At 70.8% G+C, this 21,330-nt stretch carries 20 protein-coding genes and 2 riboswitches; of the genes, 11 read left to right on the forward strand and 9 right to left on the reverse strand.

Features of this window, described 5'->3' with window-relative positions; genetic code table 11:
* Nucleotides 1-15 precede the first annotated feature (15 nt).
* The 3 genes from ACFWJ8_RS08355 to ACFWJ8_RS08365 are packed head-to-tail and all read left to right on the forward strand — an operon-like array spanning nucleotide 16 to nucleotide 1,544.
* Nucleotides 16-843, forward strand: a complete 828-nt coding sequence (locus tag ACFWJ8_RS08355; protein WP_378810537.1) for a DNA-formamidopyrimidine glycosylase family protein — start codon at nucleotides 16-18, stop codon at nucleotides 841-843.
* 37 nt (nucleotides 844-880) lie between these two features.
* Nucleotides 881-1,003 (forward strand): hypothetical protein, encoded by a 123-nt coding sequence (locus ACFWJ8_RS08360; RefSeq protein WP_378810538.1) that lies wholly within the window; start codon nucleotides 881-883, stop codon nucleotides 1,001-1,003.
* Between the two features lie 31 nt (nucleotides 1,004-1,034).
* A complete protein-coding gene (locus tag ACFWJ8_RS08365; protein ID WP_378810540.1) occupies nucleotides 1,035-1,544 on the forward strand; it encodes a hypothetical protein in 510 nt (169 codons plus the stop codon).
* On the opposite strand, the gene ACFWJ8_RS08370 is transcribed toward ACFWJ8_RS08365, so the two are convergent.
* From ACFWJ8_RS08370 to ACFWJ8_RS08380, 3 genes are all read right to left on the reverse strand, one after another.
* Nucleotides 1,531-2,139: a carboxymuconolactone decarboxylase family protein gene (locus tag ACFWJ8_RS08370; protein ID WP_378810541.1), complete on the reverse strand. Its 609-nt coding sequence runs from the start codon at nucleotides 2,137-2,139 to the stop codon at nucleotides 1,531-1,533. The genes ACFWJ8_RS08365 and ACFWJ8_RS08370 overlap by 14 nt on opposite strands.
* A 100-nt stretch (nucleotides 2,140-2,239) precedes the next feature.
* Nucleotides 2,240-3,763 (reverse strand): MDR family MFS transporter, encoded by a 1,524-nt coding sequence (locus tag ACFWJ8_RS08375; RefSeq protein ID WP_378810542.1) that lies wholly within the window; start codon nucleotides 3,761-3,763, stop codon nucleotides 2,240-2,242.
* 130 nt (nucleotides 3,764-3,893) lie between these two features.
* Entirely contained in the window at nucleotides 3,894-4,103 is a 210-nt protein-coding gene (locus ACFWJ8_RS08380) for a hypothetical protein (RefSeq protein WP_378810543.1), read from the reverse strand.
* A 60-nt stretch (nucleotides 4,104-4,163) separates the two neighbouring features.
* On the opposite strand from ACFWJ8_RS08380, the gene ACFWJ8_RS08385 reads away from it, so the two are divergent.
* Nucleotides 4,164-6,065 carry an ABC transporter ATP-binding protein gene (locus ACFWJ8_RS08385; RefSeq protein WP_378810607.1) on the forward strand — a complete coding sequence of 634 codons (1,902 nt, stop codon included), beginning with the start codon at nucleotides 4,164-4,166 and terminating at the stop codon, nucleotides 6,063-6,065.
* 31 nt (nucleotides 6,066-6,096) lie between these two features.
* Here ACFWJ8_RS08385 and ACFWJ8_RS08390 read toward each other — a convergent pair whose 3' ends face one another.
* The 6 genes from ACFWJ8_RS08390 to ACFWJ8_RS08415 are packed head-to-tail and all read right to left on the reverse strand — an operon-like array spanning nucleotide 6,097 to nucleotide 12,821.
* A complete protein-coding gene (locus ACFWJ8_RS08390; protein WP_378810545.1) occupies nucleotides 6,097-7,053 on the reverse strand; it encodes a glycosyltransferase family 2 protein in 957 nt (318 codons plus the stop codon).
* Nucleotides 7,054-7,098: 45 nt separating this feature from the next.
* Nucleotides 7,099-8,244 (reverse strand): cysteine desulfurase family protein, encoded by a 1,146-nt coding sequence (locus ACFWJ8_RS08395; protein WP_378810608.1) that lies wholly within the window; start codon nucleotides 8,242-8,244, stop codon nucleotides 7,099-7,101.
* 31 nt (nucleotides 8,245-8,275) lie between these two features.
* Entirely contained in the window at nucleotides 8,276-9,133 is an 858-nt protein-coding gene (gene nadC, locus ACFWJ8_RS08400) for a carboxylating nicotinate-nucleotide diphosphorylase (protein WP_378810547.1), read from the reverse strand.
* A complete protein-coding gene (gene nadB, locus ACFWJ8_RS08405) occupies nucleotides 9,127-10,707 on the reverse strand; it encodes an L-aspartate oxidase (RefSeq protein WP_378810548.1) in 1,581 nt (526 codons plus the stop codon). The genes nadC and nadB overlap by 7 nt, the downstream gene beginning before the upstream one ends.
* A complete protein-coding gene (nadA, locus tag ACFWJ8_RS08410; RefSeq protein WP_378810549.1) occupies nucleotides 10,704-12,056 on the reverse strand; it encodes a quinolinate synthase NadA in 1,353 nt (450 codons plus the stop codon). Before nadA ends, nadB begins: the two co-directional genes overlap by 4 nt.
* Nucleotides 12,057-12,080: 24 nt before the next feature.
* A complete protein-coding gene (locus tag ACFWJ8_RS08415) occupies nucleotides 12,081-12,821 on the reverse strand; it encodes an NUDIX domain-containing protein (protein ID WP_378810550.1) in 741 nt (246 codons plus the stop codon).
* 239 nt (nucleotides 12,822-13,060) lie between these two features.
* Here ACFWJ8_RS08415 and ACFWJ8_RS08420 point away from each other — a divergent pair, with 239 nt between their 5' ends.
* From ACFWJ8_RS08420 to gcvT, 7 genes are all read left to right on the forward strand, one after another.
* A complete protein-coding gene (locus tag ACFWJ8_RS08420; RefSeq protein WP_378810551.1) occupies nucleotides 13,061-14,743 on the forward strand; it encodes an ABC transporter substrate-binding protein in 1,683 nt (560 codons plus the stop codon).
* A gap of 43 nt (nucleotides 14,744-14,786) precedes the next feature.
* Nucleotides 14,787-15,782 carry an ABC transporter permease gene (locus ACFWJ8_RS08425; RefSeq protein WP_378810553.1) on the forward strand — a complete coding sequence of 332 codons (996 nt, stop codon included), beginning with the start codon at nucleotides 14,787-14,789 and terminating at the stop codon, nucleotides 15,780-15,782.
* 10 nt (nucleotides 15,783-15,792) lie between these two features.
* Nucleotides 15,793-16,866, forward strand: coding sequence for an ABC transporter permease (locus ACFWJ8_RS08430; protein WP_378810554.1), 1,074 nt, complete (start codon nucleotides 15,793-15,795; stop codon nucleotides 16,864-16,866).
* The gene (locus ACFWJ8_RS08435) at nucleotides 16,863-17,753 is read left to right on the forward strand and encodes an ABC transporter ATP-binding protein (protein ID WP_378810555.1); all 891 of its coding nucleotides are present in this window, start codon (nucleotides 16,863-16,865) and stop codon (nucleotides 17,751-17,753) included. The genes ACFWJ8_RS08430 and ACFWJ8_RS08435 overlap by 4 nt, the downstream gene beginning before the upstream one ends.
* On the forward strand, nucleotides 17,750-18,613 hold the full coding sequence (locus tag ACFWJ8_RS08440; protein ID WP_378810557.1) for an ABC transporter ATP-binding protein: 864 nt from the start codon (nucleotides 17,750-17,752) through the stop codon (nucleotides 18,611-18,613). The genes ACFWJ8_RS08435 and ACFWJ8_RS08440 overlap by 4 nt, the downstream gene beginning before the upstream one ends.
* An 87-nt stretch (nucleotides 18,614-18,700) precedes the next feature.
* Nucleotides 18,701-19,873 (forward strand): MarP family serine protease, encoded by a 1,173-nt coding sequence (locus tag ACFWJ8_RS08445; protein ID WP_378810559.1) that lies wholly within the window; start codon nucleotides 18,701-18,703, stop codon nucleotides 19,871-19,873.
* A gap of 71 nt (nucleotides 19,874-19,944) precedes the next feature.
* A riboswitch (glycine riboswitch) is annotated at nucleotides 19,945-20,041 on the forward strand.
* Nucleotides 20,042-20,146: riboswitch (glycine riboswitch) on the forward strand.
* 46 nt (nucleotides 20,147-20,192) lie between these two features.
* Nucleotides 20,193-21,305, forward strand: a complete 1,113-nt coding sequence (gene gcvT / locus ACFWJ8_RS08450; protein WP_378810561.1) for a glycine cleavage system aminomethyltransferase GcvT — start codon at nucleotides 20,193-20,195, stop codon at nucleotides 21,303-21,305.
* Nucleotides 21,306-21,330 lie beyond the last annotated feature (25 nt).

Genomic DNA, 21,330 nt, shown 5'->3' on the forward strand with positions numbered 1-21,330 from the left:
TGGCAGGATGGGCCCATGCCTGAGTCACCGGAGGTCGAGGCCCTCACGCGGTTCCTTGCGGACGCGGGGTCGGGGCGCGACATCCTCGGCGCCGACGTGCTCGAGTTCCGCACGGTGAAGACGCGCGCCGCGCCGCCGGCGAGCCTCGTCGGGCGGACGATCACCGGCGCCGCCCGCCACGGCAAGCATGTGGAGCTCCTGCTCGACGACACGAGACTCGTCGTGTCGCTCGGCCGTCACGGCTGGATGAGGTGGCTCGACGACGGTGCTCCAGAACCCGACGCCGACCAGCCGCCCGCGCTCGCCGCGTTCGAGCTGTCGGGTGGCGCGACCCTGCAGGCGACGGATGCCGGCACCTGGGTGTCGCTCGGGCTGTACGTCGTCGCCGACCCGCGCGACGTGCCGGCGATCGCCAAGCTGGGGCCCGATCCGGCCGACCCCGCCTTCACCCGCGGCGACTTCGACACCGCCCTCGGCGGCCGTCGCAAGCAGGTGAAGGCGATCTTGCAGGAGCAGGAGTCGCTCGCGGGCATCGGCAACGCGTACTCCGACGAGATCCTCCACGTTGCGCGGGTGTCGCCGGTCGTGCACGCCGCGGCGCTCGACGACGACGCGACGGAGCGGCTGTTCGACGCCACGGTGTCGACGGTGAACGGAGCGATCGAGGCACAGCGGGGCATCCCGATCGATCGGCTGAAGGCAGCCAAGGTGGCGTCCATGCGGGTGCACGGCCGCGCCGGCGAGTCCTGCCCGGTGTGCGGCGACACCGTCCGCGATTTCGCGTTCGCGAGCACCACGGCGCAATACTGCCCGACGTGTCAGACCGGGGGAGCCCTGCTCTGATCGGCTCCATCGTGCGGCCCATGGGTAGCATGGGAGTATGAGCACCCCGCAGCAGCCGGCCACCATCACCCTCGCACCCGTGCCGGATGACAAGAACCTCCTCGCGGTCGTCGACGCCGGCGACTCGTGCTGCGGTGGCGGCAGCTGCAGCATCGGCTGATCGCCCCGGCGAATCGCCGGTCGGAATCACGATGACCGACGAGCAACTGCATATCTCTCCCCGCGTCGCCCGCATCCTGATGTCGGAGGAGGCCGTGTACGGCCTGATCCTCGTCTCGGGAATGATCGTGGTCAGCGGGACACTGGTGGGAACGTCCGGCAATGCCCTGGCGACCGTGGCGATCACGGTGTTCGTGTTCTACCTCGCCCACGTGTACGCGGGGACCCTCGGCCGCCTCGCGGCGACGGACGGCGGCGCGGCGCTGGGCACGAGCATCCGCGAAGCCGCCCGTCACTCCCTCGGGATGATCATGGCGTCGGTCGCGCCGCTGGTGATCCTCCTCCTGGGCACGACGGACCTCATCGACGACAAGCTGGCCATCTGGACCGCCCTCGTCGTGAATGCCGTGCTGCTCGGCGTACTGGGCTGGATCGCGGTCGCCCGCTGGACGCCGAAGTTCTGGCCGCGGCTGCTGAGCGCTCTGATCACGGCCGGCTTCGGTGTCGTGCTGATCGCGTTGAAGGCGCTCATCCACCACTGACGTCGTGCGTCGACGCGTCGCGCGGCCGCGCGTCACGCAGCGCCCCCGAAAGCGCCGGGCTGAGGCCGGGCACCTCATCCACGGGCACGGCCAGGGCCAGCAAGGCACGACTGAAGAAGTTGCGCACCGCTGCCGCGAGCGTCAGATCGACGATCTGCCGGTCCGTGAACCCGACATCGCGCAGGCGCCGGGTGTCGGCGTCGGTCATGGCCGCGGCATCCGTCGACACCTTCTCGGCATACTCGAGGACCGCCCGATCGGCGTCATCGAGCCCGCTGCCGGGGGCGTCCCGTACCAGCGCCGCGAGCTGATCCTCGTCGAACAGCCCCGCGCGCAGGCTCCTTCGCCCGTGCGCCAGCAGGCAGTGCTGCGACCCGACGGCGCGCGCCGCGCCGAGCGTCGCCAGTTCGTAGTTGCGCAGGCCGATCGAGGGGACGATCGCCCGGACGAGCGCCTCGAACGCCTGATGCGCTTCGGGGTTCACCGCCATCGCCCGCGTGTGAGCGTAGACGATCCCGTCCTCGCGCAGATCGCCGGCGTACATGTCGGCGACGTGACCGGTCGCGGAGTCCAGCTCGGGTGTGGTGACGATCATGGATGCCTCCCAGCAGGTATCTCGGGTGCATCAAGAATCACCGATGCCCCGCCCCCTGTCGAGGGAGCGGGGCATCGGTGAGATACGCGACGCGGCGGGATCAGTGCCCGGCGGGCATCCCCTCCGGCTGATCGGCCGGCTTGCGGATGAGGAAGGCCCCGACCAGCAGCGGCAGCGACAGGATCGCGGCGGTGAGGAAGGCGGCGTGTGTGCCCGCGGCTCCCGCGGTCACAGCATCCGCACCCGCCTCGGTCGCGGTGGAGCTGGCGGCGGCCATCACGCCGAACATGAGCGCGATGCCCGCGGCACCGGCCACCTGCTGGACCGTGCCGACGACGGCGGACCCGTACGAGTAGAACTTCGGCTGCAGCGAGCCGAGCGACGCGGTGAACAGCGGCGTGAACGACAGCGCGAGGCCGATCGACAGCACGGTCTGCGCGATGGCCAGCACCCACACCGGAGTGGTCTCGGTGAAGGTCGTGTAGTACCACAGCATCGCGCTGGTGATCACGGCGCCCGGCACGAGCAGGATGCGCGTGCCCCAGCGGTCGTAGACACGGCCGATCAGCGGGCCGGCGAGGCCCATCGCGAGCGCGCCCGGCAGCACGACGAGGCCCGTCGTGAGCGGGTCGACGCCCAGGACGTCCTGCACGTACAGGGGCACCACCGTGATCGCGCCGAAGAACGCCATCGACATGATCGCCATCTGCGCGATCGACAGCGAGAAGTTCGCGCTGCGGAACACCCGCAGGTCGAGCAGCGCGTCGTCCTTGCGCTGCAGCACGACCTGGCGCCACCCGAACAGTCCGAGCGACACGATGCCGACGGTGAGGGCCACGACGAGGGTCGTGGTCGACGCGGCGCTCGCGGCCGCGGCATCCGCCCCGCTGCCGTGTCCGCCCGCGCCGAGCTGGCTGAGCCCGAACACCAGGCCACCGAAGCCGAGGGCCGACAGGATGACGGACAGCACGTCGATGGGCGCATGCGTGGTCTCGCCGAGGTTGTGGATCCACCGCGCGCCGACCACGAGCGCCACGACGGCGATCGGCAGCACGACGCCGAAGATCCAGCGCCACTCGAAGTTGTTCAGCAGCGCGCCGGCCAGGGTCGGGCCGATCGCGGGGGCGAGCGACATCACGATGCTGACGCGGCCCATCATGCGGCCGCGGATCGCGGGCGGCACGACCGTCATGAGCGTGGTCATGAGCAGCGGCATCATGATCGCCGTGCCGGACGCCTGCACGACGCGTGCGACGAGCAGCATCGTGAAGCCGGGCGACAGGAAGGCGATCAGCGTGCCGAGCGAGAACAGTCCCATCGCCGCGACGTACATCGTGCGGGTGGTGAAGCGGCGCAGCAGGAAGCCGGTGATCGGGATGACCACCGCCATCGTCAGCATGAACGCGGTCGTCAGCCACTGCGCGGCCAGCGCGGTGATGCCGAGGTCGGTGATGAGGTGCGGGATCGCCACACCCATCGTGGTCTCGTTGAGGATGGCGACGAAGGCCGCTGCGAGCAGCAGCCACACGACGCGGCTCTCTTCGGGACGCAGCGCCGGAGCGGCGCCGGGCCCCGTGGCAGCGGGGATGCTGCCGGTTCCGGGGGTCGTTTCGATGGCGGCCATGGGTGGTCTCCTCGCGGCTCGGACGGACAGCAATGTGCCACCCGAGGATGGCAAGCCTCCAAGGTAACCGCGGGGTCCGACATCGCATTCCCGATCCGGGAACGCGATCTCGGCGAATGGCTGCCGCGGGTCAGCTGTCGGCGGGTCCCTCTTCGGGGGCGTCCCAGTCCTCCGAGCCGATCGCGTCGGTCGGCCCGGCCTCGGGCTCGCGCTCCTCGAGGCTGTGGGGCAGCGGGTTCACGACCTCCTCGTGCGGGATCGCCTGGAGCTCGTCGATCTCTGCGCGGAGCTCCGCGAGGTCGCTGCCGTCGTGTTCGGGGGCGTCGGGAGTCGAGGTCATACCGCGAGCCTAGCGCCGGCCTCCGATGTCGACACGCTCACTAGGCTTGGCGGGGTGAGCATGCGTGGCGGTGGCGGGGGAGGGCATCCCGGGTTCCGGCCCGTCGACACCGAGGCGCAGCGCCGCGCGAATGCGTCGGCGCCCCGCATCCCGAACCTGGGCGCGCGTGTCGTAGGACTCTTCCGGCCGTATCTGTGGTCGATCGTCTTCACCGGCGTACTGGTCGTCGTCGGCGCGGGCCTCGCCGTCATCCCGCCCCTGCTGGTGCAGCGCGTGTTCGACGACGCGCTGTTCCCGGTCGACGGCTCGGCGCCCGACCTCACGCTGCTGTGGCAGCTCGTGCTCGCGATGATCGCGCTGTTCCTGCTCGGCGCCGGGGTCGGCGTGCTGCAGACGTGGCTCACCTCGACGGTCGGCAACCGCGTCACCGGCGACCTGCGCACCAAGCTGTTCGATCACCTGCAGGCTATGGAGCTCGCGTTCTTCACGCGCACGAAGACCGGCGTCATCCAGTCCCGGCTGCAGAACGACGTCGGCGGGGTGTCCGGCGTGCTCACCAACACCGTCACCAGCATCCTCGGCAACGCGGTGACGGTGGTGGCGTCCCTCGTCGCGATGATCATCATCGACTGGCGCCTCACGATCATCGCGGTCGTGCTCATGCCGTTCCTCGTCATCGTGCAGCGTCGCGTCGGCCAGGTGCGCGCGCGCATCGCCGGCGAGACGCAGGAGTCGCTGTCGGAGCTGACCTCGATCACGCAGGAGACCCTGAGCGTCTCGGGGATCCTGCTGTCGAAGTCGTTCAACCGCCAGCGCACCGAGTCCGCCCGGTACGCCGACGAGAACACCAACCAGGTGCGTCTGCAGGTGCGCCGCGCGATGAGCGGCCAGGGCTTCTTCGCGGTCGTCCAGGTGCTCATGGCGAGCGTCCCCGCCGTCATCTACCTGGTCTCGGGGTACTTCATCTCGGACGGCGCCGACGCGATCACGGCCGGCACGATCGTCGCCTTCACGACGGTGCAGGCGCGCCTGCTCATGCCGCTCATGGGCCTGATGCGCGTCTCGCTCGATCTGCAGACCTCGTCGGCGCTGTTCGCCCGCATCTTCGAGTACCTCGACCTCGTGCCGGCGATCAGCGACGCCCCCGCCGCGATCGACGTCGCCGACGCGCCGGGCCCGCTCGGCCGGATCGAGTTCCGGGACGTCGTGTTCCGGTATCCGGATGCCGCGCCCGACGCGCACCCGACGCTGCGCGGCGTGTCGTTCGTGGCCGAGCCCGGCCAGCACGTCGCGTTCGTCGGACCGTCCGGCGCCGGCAAGACGACCGTGCTCTACCTCACGCCGCGGCTGTACGAGGCCTCCGAGGGCTCCGTGCTCTTCGCGGGCGAGGAGGTGCGCCACCTCCGGCAGGAGTCCATCGTCGACAGCGTCGGCATCGTGTCGCAGGAGACGTATCTCTTCCACGCGACGATCCGCGAGAACCTGCGGTACGCCAAGCCCGACGCGACGGACGCCGAGCTGGAGGCCGCGTGCCGGTCGGCGAACATCCACCACGTGATCGCCGGGTTCGAGCGCGGATACGACACGATCGTCGGCGAACGCGGCTACCGCCTCTCGGGTGGCGAGAAGCAGCGCATCGCGATCGCGCGCGTGCTGCTCAAGGACCCGCCGGTGCTCCTGCTCGACGAGGCGACGTCGGCCCTCGACACCGTGTCGGAGCGGGTCGTGCAGGAGGCCTTGGATGCCGCATCCCGCGGCCGCACCACGCTCACGATCGCGCACCGCCTGTCGACGGTCATCGGTGCAGACGTCATCCACGTCGTCGAGGGCGGCCGCATCGTGGAGTCCGGCACCCATGCGGAGCTGATCGCCGCGGGAGGCCTCTACGCCGAGCTCGCCGCGCAGCAGCTCGCGTCGTCGCGCATCCTCGAGGCCGAGCAGGCGCTCGAGGCCGAGGACTGACGCGGCGCGATCACCCGCCGCTGCGCGCTGGTCACCAGAGCCGGGCGGCGGCGATCGCGGTGGCCGCGGGCTCGGCCGGCTCGACGCCGCCGGCGCGCGCCCAGAGCGTGCGCGTGAACGCGCCGAGCTCCCGGCGATACGCCGGATCGGTGTGGTCGCGGGCGAGGTCGACGAGCGGCGGCAGGTCCATCGCGAGGATGAGCCGGACCCGGGCGGCCGCCGCGCGGGTCTGGCCGGCGGCATCCAGCACCTCGATCCCGCCGGCGAGTGCCTCGAGGTAGTCGCGCATCACGGGCAGCTCGCCCTTGTGCTGCGTGATCGAGGAGCCGTCGGCGCGCTCCCGCCACTCGACGACGACGTCGGGGATGACGTCGAACGCGCGGGCGCGGGTGTACAGCTGCTGCGCGACGATCTGGTCCTCGTACGCCTTGCCGACGGGGAAGCGCAGGCCGGTGCGCTGCCACAGCTCGGTGCGGCTCACCTTGGACCAGGCGACGATGTTGCCGGATGCCTCGGGGTGGGCGTCGAGGGTCGTGCCGGTGCGCGCCGGGTCGGTGGCGGCGGCCACCCACGGCTGGACGGAGCCGGGCACGTAGTGACCGTCCCCCTCGGGGCGCAGCCGCACGTAGGCGCCCAGGGCGATGTCGCTGCCGCTGCCGACGACGGTGCCGACCAGGCGCTCGAGCGCTCGTGGCGTGTAGCGGTCGTCGGCGTCGAGGAAGCCGACGAACGGTGTGCGCACCAGGTCGAGCCCGGTATTGCGTGCGGCGCTCAGGCCGCTGCGCTCGCGGTGGTGCACCACCTGGAACCGGTCGTCGGCGGCCGCGGCGGCGTCGAAGAGCGCCCCGGTCTCGTCGTTCGACGCGTCGTCGACGAGGACCGCGACCCAGTCGCCGCGGGTCTGCGTACGCAGCGAGTCGAGCGCTTCGGCCGCGTAGAGTCCGACGTCGTAGCCGGGGACGATGACGGTCACGACGGGGCTCTGCACGTCCCCGATCCTATGGTGCGCGGCGGGGGCGCCGGCCCGATCGCGTCATCCCGCGACGGCCGCGACCGATGCCTCGACTGCGTCGGCGACGGCGTCCAGCGGCGCGTTCAGCCAGCGCGGGAACGTGAAGCGCACCGCTGTCTGCGCCACCTCGGGCGCGACCCCCATCGCAACGAGCACATGCGAGGGCTCGTCGCTCCCGGCGGCGCACGCCGATCCGCTCGACGAGACGACGCCGCGGCGCTCCAGCTCCAGCAGCACGGCCTCGCCGCTCGTCCCCGCGAACGTGAAGCTCGCGGTGCCGGGGAGACGGTGCTCGGGGTCGCCGGTGAGCCGCGCCGACGGGACCCGCTCGAGCACGCGGGCGATGAACCGGTCGCGGATGGCGGTGACGCGGAGGGATGCCTCGACCCGTTCCTGCTCGGCCAGCTCCAGGGCGGTCGCGAACCCGACGGCGCCCGCGACGTCCTCGGTGCCACTGCGGCGGCCGCGCTCCTGCCCGCCGCCGTGCAGCAGCGGCTCCAGCGGGATGCGGCCGCGCACGCCGAGGACCCCGGTGCCCTTGGGCGCCCCGAGCTTGTGACCGGCCAGTGAGATCGCGTCGTACCCCAGCCCGGTCGCCGACAGCGGAAGCCACCCGGCGGCCTGCACGGCGTCCAGGTGCAGCGGCGCGCCGTGCGCGTGCACGGCCTCGGCGAGGGCCGCGGCGTCCTGGATCGTTCCGATCTCGTTGTTCGCGTAGCCGACGACGACGAGCGCGGTGTCATCGCGGAGCGCCGCGGCGACGGCATCCACCGGCACCCGGCCGTCCGCGTCGACCGGCACCCGCGTCGCCGCGAAGCCGTGGACGCGCTCGAGATAGTCGATCGACTCGAGTACGGACTCGTGCTCGATGGGCGTCGTCACGATGTGGGCGCGACGATCGTCGCGGCGCAATGCCGCGGCGATCGCGATGCCCTTGATCCCGAGGTTGTTGGCCTCGGTGCCGCCGCTCGTGAAGACGATGTCGCCGGCGCGGAGGCCCAGCACCCGTGCGACGCGCGAGCGCGCGTCGGCCAGCGCATCGGCCGCCGCCTCGCCCACGGTGTGGTGGCTCGACGGGTTGCCGTACCAGCGGGTGAGGTACGGCATCATCGCCTCGAGCACCTCGGGGCGCACCGGTGTGGTCGCGGCGTTGTCGAGGTAGAGCAGGCTCATCGGGTTCCCAAGGCTGACCGGCGCTTCAGGCCGCGTCGATCCGGACGTCGAGGCCGAGGTCGAGGGCGCGCGCCGAGTGCGTGAGCGCGCCCACCGAGATGACGTCGACGCCCGTCTCGGCGATCGCCCGCACCGTCTCGAGCGAGACACCGCCCGACGCCTCCACGGTCGCGCGCCCCGCGACCTGGGCGACGCCCGTGCGCAGGTCGTCGAGCGAGAAGTTGTCGAGCATGATCGTGCCGATGCCGGCCGCGAGCACCGGCTCGATCTGGTCCAGCTGGTCCACCTCGACCTCGATATGGGTCGTGTGGGGGAGGAAGTCCTTCGCCGCAAGGAGCGCGTCGGTGGCCGAGACCCCCTTCTGCGCCAGCACGGCGAGATGGTTGTCCTTGGCCATGACGGCATCCGACAGCGAATGGCGGTGGTTGCGCCCGCCGCCGTCTCGCACGGCCTTGCGCTCGAACGCGCGCAGCCCGGGCGTGGTCTTGCGGGTGTCGGCGATGCGCGTGCCGGCGTGGGCGACCTCGGCGACGTACGCGCCGGTGAGCGTCGCGATTCCCGACATGCGCTGCACGAAGTTGAGGCCGATGCGCTCGGCGGTCAGCACGCCTCGCGCGGGCCCCGTGACGACGGCGAGCACCGCGCCGGGCTCGAACCACTCGCCGTCCTCGACGATCAGCTGCACGTCGATGCGCGGATCCGTCAGCCGGAACGCCGCCTCGAACACCTCGCCGCCCGAGAACACGCCGCGCTCCCGTGCGACGAGATCGGCACGGGCGACGGCGGTCTCGGGGATGAGCGCCTCGCTCGTGAGATCGCCCCACGGCGCGTCCTCTTCGAGCGCGGCGCCCACCGCACGGTCGATCACGGCTCGCGTCAGCATGCGACGGCCTCCTTCTCGGACTCGCGGACGACCTCGGCGGAGTCGTCGGAACGGTAGTGGGCGCCGACCGAGCCGCGGCGGGCGCGTGCGGCGGCGACGGCCCGCTCGGCGACCAGGAGCAGGTTCTCGTCCTCGAAGTCGTGCTCGGTGCGCGGCGCGCGCGACTGCGCGCGCCAGGACGCGATGAGGGATGCCGCGTGCCCGAGACCCGCCTCGTCGCGCACGAGTCCCGCGTCCTCCCACATCAACTCCTGCAGGGCGGCACGCGAGAAGGCCGGGACGTCCGTCGCCGGCGGTGCGGCCGAGGTTCGCGCGAGGTCGGCAACGCCGGCGGCCGGCCAGACGCCGGATGCCGTGTCCGCCGCGATCGCGTCGCCCGCGCGGGCGCCGAACACGGCACCCTCCAGCAGCGAGTTCGACGCGAGGCGGTTGGCGCCGTGCACGCCGGTGCGGGCGGCCTCGCCGACGGCATAGAGACCGGGCAGGCTGGTGCGGCCGAACAGATCGGTCGCGACGCCGCCCATGAGGTAGTGCGCCGCCGGCGTGACCGGGATCGGCTCGCGCGCCCAGTCGAGACCGCGCTCGTGCACGGCGGCGTCGATCGTGGGGAATCGGCGCGCGAGGAACTCGGCGCGCTCGGCGGGGTCGTCCGCATGCAGCCGGGTGGCGTCGAGGAACACCGGACGCCCGTCCTGCACCTCCATCTGATGGGCGATGGCGCGTGCGACGACGTCGCGCGGCGCCAGTTCGCCGTCGGGGTGCGCGTCGAACGCGAAGCGGCGGCCGTGCTCGTCGACGAGGGTCGCGCCCTCGCCGCGCACGGCCTCCGACACGAGGAACGAGTCGCCGACCGCGAGGACCGTGGGGTGGAACTGGACGAACTCCAGGTCGCGCACCTCGGCTCCGGCGCGGATCGCCGCGGCGATCCCGTCGGCCGTGGCCACCTCGGGGTTGGTCGAGTGGGCGTACAGCTCGCCGGCGCCGCCCGTCGCGAGCACGACGGCGTCCGCGGTGAGCGTCTCGCGCCGCCCGGGGACCGCGTCGGACTCGCCGACGATGAGCTCGACCCCCGCGACCCGGCCGTCCGTGACGACGAGGTCGACGAGGAACGCGTGCTCGACGACGGCGACCTCGCTCGCGCGGAGGCGGGCGACGAGCGCCTTCTCGATCGCCGTGCCGGTGGCGTCGCCGCCGGCGTGGAGGATGCGGGGGTAGGAGTGCGCGGCCTCCAGGCCCTTCACGAAGCCGCCGCGATCGTCGCGGTCGAACGCGACGCCCAGCGCGATGAGCTCCCGGATGCGGTCCGGCCCCTCGTCGACGAGCACGCGCACGGCGGCCTCGTCGCTGAGTCCGGCGCCGGCGACGAGCGTGTCGTGCACGTGGTCCTCGGCGCGGTCGTCGTCGAACATGACCCCGGCGATGCCGCCCTGCGCGAAGCGCGTGTTGGCGTGTTCGAGCACGTCCTTCGTGGCGAGCGTCACGCGGCAGCCGTGCTCGGCCGCGTGCAGCGCCGTCAGCAGGCCGGCGATGCCGGAGCCGACGACGATCGCGCGCGGCGCTGCGGTCTCGGTCATGAGGCGTTCTCCCAGTCGGCTGCGGGGGCCGCCGGCGGCTTGGCCGCCAGCATCCGCTCCAGCGCGAGGCGCGCCGGCTCGGCGACGTCCTGAGGGACAGTGATGCGGTTGCGCACCTCGCCGTCGACGAGCCCCTCGAGCACCCAGGCGAGGTAGCCGGGGTGGATGCGGTACATCGTCGAGCAGGGGCACACCACCGGGTCGAGGCAGAAGATCGTGTGCTGCGGGTGCTCGGCGGCGAGGCGCTGCACGAGGTTCACCTCAGTGCCGATGGCGAACGTCGTCGGCTCGGTCGCGGCCTCGATCGCCTTGCGGATGTAGTCGGTGGAGCCGGACTCGTCGGCCGCGTCGACGACCTCCATCGGGCACTCCGGGTGCACGATGACCCGCACGCCCGGGTGCTCGGCGCGGGCCTTCTCGATCTGGTCGACCGAGAAGCGGCGGTGGACCGAGCAGAAGCCGTGCCACAGGATCACGCGGGCGTCGGCGAGGGTCTGCGCGTCCGAGCCGCCGTACGGCTTGCGCGGGTTCCACATCGGCATCTGCTCCAGCGGCACGCCCATCGCCTTCGCGGTGTTGCGGCCGAGGTGCTGGTCGGGGAAGAAGAGCACGCGGCGACCGCGCTCGAACGCCCACTCGAGCACCGTCCGGGCGTTGGACGACGTGCAGACGATGCCGCCGTGGCGGCCGACGAAGCCCTTGATGGCGGCGCTGGAGTTCATGTACGTCACCGGCACGACGGGCACGAGGCCGTCGGCATCCTTCGCGTCCATGTCTCCGTAGATCTCGGCGAGCTGCTCCCACGCCTCTTCGACCTGGTCGATGTCGGCCATGTCGGCCATCGAGCAGCCGGCGGCGAGGTTGGGGAGGATCACGGCCTGCTCGGGACGCGAGAGCAGATCGGCGGTCTCGGCCATGAAATGGACGCCGCAGAAGACGATCGCCTCGGCGTCGGGGTGCTCGAGGGCTGCGTTCGCGAGCTGGAACGAGTCGCCGACGTAGTCGGCGTGGACCACGACCTCTTCGCGCTGGTAGAAGTGCCCGAGGACGACGACGCGCTCGCCGAGGGTCGCCTTCGCGGCGCGGACGCGCTCGGCGAGCTCGGCCTCGGACGCCTCGCGGTACTCCCGCGGCAGCTCGCCCTGGCGCGGCGACCCGGTCGGGATGACGTCGCCCATCGAGGAGCCCGGTCCGTAGCCGGGGCGCGTGTCGAAGTCCCACGGGCCGGCGGCGAGGTCCGTGTTGCAGGTCTCGCCCTGCAGCGCTCCCGCGACGATGGCCTGGATCTCGTGGTCGACCGACGGGTCGAGCTCGGGCCGGGGCTGGAGGGTGATGTTGACGGCGGGCATGTCGGGCGCTCCGTTCGGGATGGGTCAGTGGCGGAGATCGAGCGGGCCGCGGTCGGCGAGCTCGACGTCCTGGTTGTAGCGGTACAGCCGCGCGGGGCGATGGCTGCCCGTGCGGAAGCGGTCGGTCGGGATGAGGGTGCCGGAGTTCTCGACCTGACGTCGGAAGTTCGCGGGGTCGAGGCGTCGGCCGAGGATGGCCTCGTACACCTCGCGGAGGTCGGCCAGCGTGAACTCGTCGGCGAGCAGCCCATGAGCGATGCGGCTGTAGCCCACCTTGTTGCGCAGGCGCCACAGCGCGTAGTCGACGATCTCGTTGTGGTCGAACGCCAGGCGAGGCAGCGCCGTGGCATCGAACCACTGCACGTTCTCGGTGGCGAACAGCGGCTCGACGGCATCCTCAGAGATCTCGTCGGCGCGGATCAGCGCCCAGTAGACGATCGAGATCACGCGCGTCGGCGACCTGTCGACGGCCCCGAACGCGTACAGCTGCTCGAGAAAGCTCGGTGCCAGCCCGGTCGTCTCGGCGAGGGTGCGGGATGCCGCGGCGTCGAGGCTCTCGGCGATGTCGAGCCAGCCGCCGGGAAGCGCCCACTGACCTTCGTGCGGATCGCGCGTGCGACGCACGAGGGGGAGTGCGACCCGGGCGGCGTCCCCGCCGTCGATGCGGCGGAGCGCGAAGATCACGGTGGACACGGCGACTCGCGTCGCGTCGGCGGAGGCCGGTGCGACGGTCGTGGGGGTGATGTCGGCGTTTGTTCTGGTCATGATGACTCTAACTAGGCTCGATCATAGTGTCAGAGTGACCTGAAGCCAAACCCGGGTCGACACAATTCCCCGGCGAGGGCGCCGCAGGTCAACCGTTGCGAAGACGTGACGATTCCGGGATGCGTCGTGGGGGAATGTTTGTTAGGTTTACGTTCAAACGTTTGTTAGGGAACAGAACTAATGAACGTCCCGGGTGCCCTTGCACTCCTCCCTGCAATGCCGCACGAGAGAAAGAACCAATGATGATTCGAAACGCGAAGCGCCGCGCCGCGCTTCTCGCCGTCGCCGGGGCAGCGATCCTCGGTCTCGGCCTGTCGGGCTGTGCCGGTGGAGGCGGGGGCGACGACTCCTCCTCCTCGGAAGGACGCACCCTGCGGGTCTGGGCGGGCAGCCAGACCCCCATCGAGGCGAACTTCAACCCGTTCTCGCCGAGCGTGCTCCACGCTGCGCTCGGCCCGATCTACGAGCCGCTCTTCTTCTACAACAAGACCGCCGACGACGCGCCCGCGCCGATGCTCGGCGAGAGCTTCGAGTACAACGAGGACGGCACCGTCATCACCGTCAAGCTCAAGGACGGCGTGAAGTGGAGCGACGGCGAGGACTTCTCGGCCGCAGACGCCGCGTTCACGTTCAATTACGAGCCCAACCACCGCGACGGCCTCGTCTCGGCCGAGGCGCCCGACGACACCACGCTCGTCCTCACGTACTCGACCCCGCAGTACACCAACGAGTTCCAGATCCTCGGCACCACGTGGATCCTGCCGGAGCACATCTGGAAGGACGTCGACGACTACTCGACGTTCACCGACGAGGACCCGGTCGGCACCGGCCCGTACGTGGTCGACAAGGTGACGGACGCGTCCTACACCGTCGTCGCGAACGAGAACTTCCGCGACGAGGGCGTGCCCGCCATCAAGAAGGTGCAGTACATCGGCATCGACGCGAACCAGTCGGCGCAGGACCTGCTGACGGCCGGCAAGCTCGACTGGACCGGCATGTTCGTGCCCAACCCCGACTCGGTCACCGACAAGGGCGTCATCAGCATGATCAACACGCCGCAGGACCCGACGGTCCTGTACACGTGCTCGAACGCCGACCTCGGCTGCACCGGTCCGCAGACCGACGTCGCCGTCCGCCAGGCGCTCAACGTCGCGATCGACCGCGGCACGATCAAGGAGAAGGCGTTCGTCGGCCTCACCGGCGACATCTCGCCCGCCTTCACGCTGATGCCGCGCGACGCCAAGTGGCTCGCCGACCCGGCCAACGAGACCAGCCCGCAGTCGCCCGACGCCGCCGCCGCGGGAGAGATCCTCGAGGCCGCCGGCTACACCAAGGGCGGGGACGGCTTCTACGGCAAGGACGGCACGCCGATCGAGCTGAGCCTCATCTCGGTGGACGGCTGGACCGACTACAACGACGCCGCGAAGCTCATCGCCGAGGAGGCTGCTGAGGCCGGCATCAAGGTCACCGCGTCGACGGTGCAGTGGCAGGAGTTCTCGGACGCCCGTCAGACCGGCCAGTACCAGCTGATCATGGGTGGCGTGATCGGCACCTCGGTCGCCGACCCGTTCCAGATCTACAAGGACTGGTTCACCGGTGAGTCGACCTCGCAGGTCGGCCAGGAGGTCCCGACGGGCCGCTGGAACTTCAGCCGCTACGACAACCCCGTCGTGAACGAGGCCGTGGCCGCTGCCGCCGCCACCAACGACGAGGCCGTCAAGAAGGAGGCGTACGCCAAGGTCCAGACCGAGATCGTGCGCGACCTGCCCTACATCCCGCTGGTCATCAACGCCACCCAGACGTTCTACAACTCGAAGGACTTCACGGGCTGGCCGACCGAGGACGACCTGTACGCCTTCCCGCCCGCATGGGGTTCGGTGGCGGCCGGCTACATCCTCCAGCACCTGGAGCCGGTGAAGTAATGCAGAACCGGGCAGAAGCCGCGGCAAGGAGGAGCAGGCCGCAATGAAGTTCTATGCGCGGCGGATCGCGTTCTATGTGGTGACACTGTGGGCGACGATCTCCCTCAACTTCCTCCTGCCGAGGCTTCTGCCCGGCGACCCCGCCGACATCATGATCGCCAAGATGCAGCGTGCCGGCGGGGAGATCAGCGAGACCCAGATCCGCAACATCAAGGCCCTCCTCGGAGGCACTGATCAGTCGATGTGGGAGCAGTACGTCAACTACTGGAGTCGGCTGCTTCAGGGGGATCTCGGCATCTCCATCACGAAGTACCCGACTCCGGTGGTCGACCTCATCGCCGCGGCACTGCCGTGGACGGTGATCCTGGTCGGCCTCGCCACCCTGATCTCGTTCATCCTCGGCGTCGGCGTCGGCGCGTGGGTCGGATGGCGACGCGGGACATGGGTCGACCACCTGGTGCCGTTCACGACGGTGCTCCAGTCCATCCCCTACTTCTGGCTCGCGCTCGTGCTCATCGCCGTCTTCTCGGTGGCGCTCGGGTGGTTCCCGATCATCGGCGGCTACGACGTCTTCGAGTTCCCCGACGGGCCCGAGTGGAGCTGGGCGTTCATCTCCAACGCGATCTACCACGGCTTCCTGCCGGCGCTGACGATCGTGCTCAGCTCCGTCGGCGGCTGGCTGCTCGGCATGCGCAACATGATGGTGTCCACCGTCTCGGAGGACTACATCGTCACGGCCGAGGCCAAGGGTCTGAAGCCGATGCGCATCCTGCGGACGTATGCCACCCGCAATGCGGCCATCCCCTCGATCGCGGGCTTCAGCATCTCGCTCGGATTCGTCGTCGCGGGATCCATCGTCATGGAGCAGGTGTTCACCTACCCGGGCGTCGGCAAGCTCATGATCCAGTCCGTCCAGAACAGCGACTACGCGCTCATGCAGGGCGTGTTCCTCGTGATCACGATCGCGGTGCTCGCGGCGAACTTCATCATGGACCTCGTGTACGGATTCATCGACCCGAGGGCGCGCCACAATGTCTGAGGAAACCGAAGTGACCGATCCGCGCTCCGCGCCCGCCGTCGACGAGCCGCAGACGCTGTCCGACCGCACCATCGACCCGGCGATCATCGCGCCGGCGGCCATCATGACGCCGCCGGTGACCGTCGACATCGTGACCGCCCGTGAGGAGGCGCGCGATGCGCGCCGCGGCTTCCGCCAGCTCATGCCCCGCATGTCGCTGAAGCTCGCGATCGGCCTCATCATCGTGGTCGGCATCGTGCTGTTCGCGATCATCGCGCCGATCTTCGCGCAGGACCCGTACGACTCGGACAACCCGGCGCTGCAGCCGCCGAGCCCCGAGCACCTCCTCGGCACGACGAAGCTCGGCTACGACGTGTTCGCACAGCTCGCCACCGGCGCGCGCGGATCGCTCATGGTCGGCATCATCGCGGGCCTCATCGCCCTCGTGCTGTCGCTGTTCTTCGGCATCGTCGCGGGCTACAAGGGCGGCTGGTGGGACGAGATCCTGTCGCTCTTCACGAACATCATGCTGGTGATCCCCGGACTCCCGCTCGTGATGGTCATCTCGAGCTACATCCCGGTGCGCAGCTGGCTGCTCGTCGCGGTCGTGCTGGGCATCACCGGCTGGGCGGGATCCGCGGTCGTGCTGCGTGCGCTGTCGAGATCGGTACGCGCTCGCGACTACGTCGCGGCGAGCCGCGTCGCGGGCGAGAAGTCGGGCCGCATCATCTTCGTCGAGATCCTGCCCAACCTCCTCCCGCTGCTGACGGCGCAGTTCCTCTTCGCGATCATCTTCGCCATCCTCGGCGAGGCCGGCCTCTCCTATCTGGGTCTCGGTCCGACCGGATCGATCACCTGGGGCACGATGCTCAACGAGGCGCAGAGCGGTCAGGCGCTCGGCCAGGGCGCGTGGTGGTGGTTCGTGCCGCCGGGCCTCATGATCGCGCTGCTGGGCGCGGGCCTGTCGCTCATCAACTTCTCGATCGACGAGATCATCAACCCGAAGCTGCGGCTCGCCCCCCAGAACGCCCGCCGCGTACGTCAGGCCAAACGCGCCGGGCGCGGCGTCGAGGCCGCGCACACCACGAACGGAGCAGAGGCATGACCGGCGACGCGGTGCTGACGGCGACCAATGTCTCGATCGAGTACGAGGTCGATCCGCCGGTGAAGGCGGTGCGCAACGTGTCGCTGACGCTGAACCGTGGCGAGATCCTTGGGCTGGCGGGGGAGTCGGGATGCGGCAAGACGACGCTCGCATATGGCATGAATCGGCTGCTCAAGCCGCCGGCGTTGATGACCGCGGGTGAGGTCGTGTTCCACGATCGCACCGGGGAGGACATCGACGTCGTCGCGCTGGCCGATGAGGAGTTGCGCCGGTTCCGGTGGGACAAGGTGTCGATGGTGTTCCAGGGTGCGATGAACTCGCTGAACCCGGTGATCAACATCCGGGCGCAGCTGTTCGACGTGTTCACCACGCACCGGCCCGACATGTCCAAGCGGCAGAAGCAGCAGCGCAGCGAGGAGCTGCTGGAGCTGGTGGGTGTCGATCCGAAGCGGTTGTCGAGCTTCCCGCACGAGCTGTCGGGCGGGATGCGTCAGCGCGTCATGATCGCGATGGCGCTGGCGTTGGATCCGCAGGTGATGATCATGGACGAGCCGACGACCGCGTTGGATGTGGTGGTGCAGCGGGGCATCATCCGGGAGATCATGCGGCTGCGGGAGAAGCTGGGGTTCGCGGTGATCTTCATCACGCACGACTTGCCGATGCTGATCGAGATCAGTGACCGGATCGCGGTGATGCTGCAGGGGCAGATCGTCGAGCTCGGGACGGCGACGGAGATCTACCGGCGTCCGCAGCACGAGTACACCAAGAGGCTGCTGTCCAGCTTCCCGAGTCTGCGTGGCGAACGGGGCGACTTCGTGCGCACCGGCGCGCAGTCGGTCTCGGCGACGCTCGGCCCGGCGGCCACTGTCGAAGGAGGTGCGGCATGACCGCCGCGTCCGCCCCGTCCACGCCGCGTACGCTTGAGGCGCGCAACCTGGTGAAGGACTTCCGGTTGCGCAGCGGCCTGAAGTTCTCGACTCTGCATGCGGTGAAGGATGTCTCGTTCACCCTCGAGGCAGGGCGCACGATCGCGCTGGTGGGGGAGTCCGGGTCGGGCAAGTCGACGATCGCGAAGATGCTGGCGCGTCTGGAGACGCCCACCAGCGGGCAGATCCTGCTGGACGGCAAGCCCGCGAGCCGGGGCGGGCGGGACGCGGCCGCGTACCGGGGCGATGTGCAGATGGTGTTCCAGGACCCGTTCGCGTCGCTGAACCCGTTCCACTCCATCGCGCACCACCTGGAGCGGCCGCTGAAGATCCACAACCCCGGCATCGGCCGCGCCGAGCTGCGCAGGCGCACCCTGGAGTTGCTGGATCGGGTGCGGCTCAGCCCCAGCGACCGGATGGCCGACCGTCGTCCCCACGAGCTGTCGGGTGGGCAGCGGCAGCGCGTCGCGATCGCCCGGGCACTGGCGCCCGGGGCGCAGTTCATCGTCGCCGACGAGCCGGTGTCGATGCTCGACGTGTCGATCCGGCTCGGCGTGCTGAACCTGCTCGCGCAGCTGCAGCGCGAGGACCACCTGGGCGTGCTGTACATCACGCACGACCTGGCCACCGCCCGCCACTTCTCGGACGAGATCCTCGTGATGTACCGCGGCGACATCGTCGAACGCGGGCCCGCGGACACCGTCATCCTCGACCCGCAGCACGACTACACCCGCACCCTCCTCGGCGCCGCACCCGACCCCGAGAACCAGGGGATGCTGCGCGACGAGGTGCGCAGGGAGCTCTCGGCCGGACGTCCCTGAGCCCGCCTCACCGCCGCGCGTCGCGGTCGTCTCCCAGGCTGGATGCGTAGCCTGGCGGGACGATTCGGGCGCGCGGAGAGGATGGGCATGATCGTCGTCGACGTGCTGGTCATCCTGATCCTGATCGGGGCGCTGGCCGCCGGCATCCATCGCGGCTTCTTCGCCAGCATCGGCACGCTGGCAGGCCTCGCGGCGGGTGCGGTCGCGGCCTTCTGGCTCACGCCGCTGGTGAGCACCTGGGTGCCCCAGCCGATGTGGCGCGGAGCCGCCGTGCTCGTGACGGCGATCGGCCTCGTCGCGCTCGGTGCCGCCGTCGGCGCCGCGCTCGGCGCGGTGCTGCGCTCAGGGGCCGACCGCCTGAAGCTCGGCGGTGTCGAGCGCGCGCTGGGCGGCATCGCCTCGGTGGTGGCGGCGGCGCTCGCGCTCGCGCTGGTGGCGCCGGCCATCGCGGTCGCGGGCATCCCGGTCGTGTCGTCCGCCGTCGCATCGTCGGTGGTGCTGCGCGGCATCGAGGCGGCAACGCCCGACCCGGTGGCCGCCGCCCTCGCGGAGTTGCGCGGCGCCGTCCTCGACGACGGACTGCCGGGGCTCGGCACGCTTCTCGGGCCGGGGACGGTGGACCCCGCACCACCGGTCGCGCTGGACGACCCCGCGCTGCAGACAGCCGCGGCGTCGGTCGCCCGCGTGTCGGGCAACGCATACGCGTGCGGTCGGGGCTCCAGCGGCACAGGCTTCGTGATCGCGGCCGATCGTGTCGTCACGAACGCGCACGTGGTCGCGGGCGTCGACACCCCGGTCGTCGAACTGCCGGGCGTCCCCGCGCGCGAGGGACGGGTCGTGTACTTCGACCCGACCGACGACCTCGCGGTGATCGCGGTCGACGACCTCGGCGCGCGCCCGCTCCCGTTCTCGTCGACGCTGCAGCCGGGCGCCGCGGCGGTCGTGCAGGGGTACCCGTACGGCGGCCCGTTCACGATGGTGTCCGCGGGCGTGCGCTCGGTGGGCACGGCGACCGTGCCCGACGTGTACGACTCGTCGTGGACCCCGCGCGAGATCTACGCACTCGATGCGGAAGTGCGCCCGGGCAACTCGGGCGGTCCGCTCCTCACCGCGGAGGGCGCCGTGGCGGGCGTGGTGTTCGCGCGCGCCGAGAACGATCCCGAGCTCGGCTACGCCATGACGATGTCGGAGCTCACCCCGGTGGCGGCCCAGGCGCCGTCGCTGACCGACCGCGTGTCGTCGGGTCACTGCGTCGACTGACGTCGGTGCGGCCGCTGCGTCGATCCGGCGCCGCGCCCGGTATGCTGGCTCCGCAAGTCAACACACGGCCCACAACCCGGGCGGGAGAGCCTCGGCAGCGCGATCGCCGAGCACCGAAGGAGCAAGCCTCCCCGCCAATCTCTCAGGTACGCGTACCGTTCGGGCAGGCCGACTCTGGAAAGCGATCCCCGCTGCGCGAGGATCCGCCGACGGTGAAAGTCCGCACCCCACGGGGTCGGGCGAAGCTCTCAGGCCTATGACAGAGGGGGAGTTCACAGACGTCGCCAGACGTCTGCCCGCCCACGACCGGGAGAACTCGATGACCGACCTTCGCACCACAGCCCTGCACGACCGCCATGAGGCGCTCGGTGCCTCGTTCACCGACTTCGGCGGCTGGCTCATGCCGGTGCGCTACACGTCCGACCTCGCCGAGCACCATGCGGTGCGCACAGCCGCGGGCCTGTTCGACATCTCGCACATGGCCGAGTTCCAGGTCACCGGGCCCGGCTCCGGCGCCTTCCTCGACTACGCCCTCGCCGGCGCGATCTCGCCGATGCGCGCGGGCAAGGCGAAGTACTCCCTGGTCCTCGCCGAGTCCGGCGGCATCGTCGACGACGTCATCGTCTACCGGCTCGCCGAAGACCGCTTCCTGGTGATCGCGAACGCGGGGAACCGGGATGCCGTCGCCTCGGCGTTCACCGACCGTGTGGCCGGTTTCGAGACCGAGGTCGTCGACAGCACCGACGCGTACGCGCTGATCGCCGTGCAGGGCCCCATCGCGCGCTCGGTCGTCGAGGCGACCGCCGGCATCGCCGGCGTGCAGCCCGCGTTCGCCGATCTCGGCTACTACGCGTGGTCGGACGGAGCCTTCGACGGCGCCCCGCTGTTCGTCGCCCGCACCGGCTACACCGGCGAGGACGGCTTCGAGCTGCTCGTGCCCAACGAGTCCGCCCCCGCCCTGTGGGACGCCCTGCTCGCCGCCGGCGCACCCCTCGGCCTCGTGCCCGCGGGACTGGCGGCACGCGACACGCTGCGCCTCGAGGCAGGCATGCCGCTGTACGGCCACGAGCTGTCCCTCGACATCGTGCCCGCCCAGGCGGGCCTCGGCCGCGTCGTCGCCGCCGACAAGCCCGGCTTCGTCGGCAAGACGGCGCTCGCGGCCGTCGTCGCCCCGGACGCCCCCGTGCTCGTCGGCCTCGTCGCCGACGGCAAGCGCGCCGGCCGTGCCGGGTACGCCGTGCTGGACGACGCCGGCGAGACCGTCGGCGAGATCACCAGCGGCGCGCTGAGCCCGACGCTGGGGCATCCCATCGCCATGGCGTTCGTGTCACCCGCGTCCGCCGCCGTCGGCACGCCCCTGTCCATCGACGTGCGCGGGACCCGCATCCCCGCGACCGTGACCGCTCTCCCGTTCTATCAGCGCGCCCGCTGAGCCACCGACCCGCCTACGGAGGAAC

Origin of the sequence: Microbacterium sp. NPDC058389 (assembly GCF_042722305.1) — a bacterium.
GTDB lineage: Bacteria > Actinomycetota > Actinomycetes > Actinomycetales > Microbacteriaceae > Microbacterium.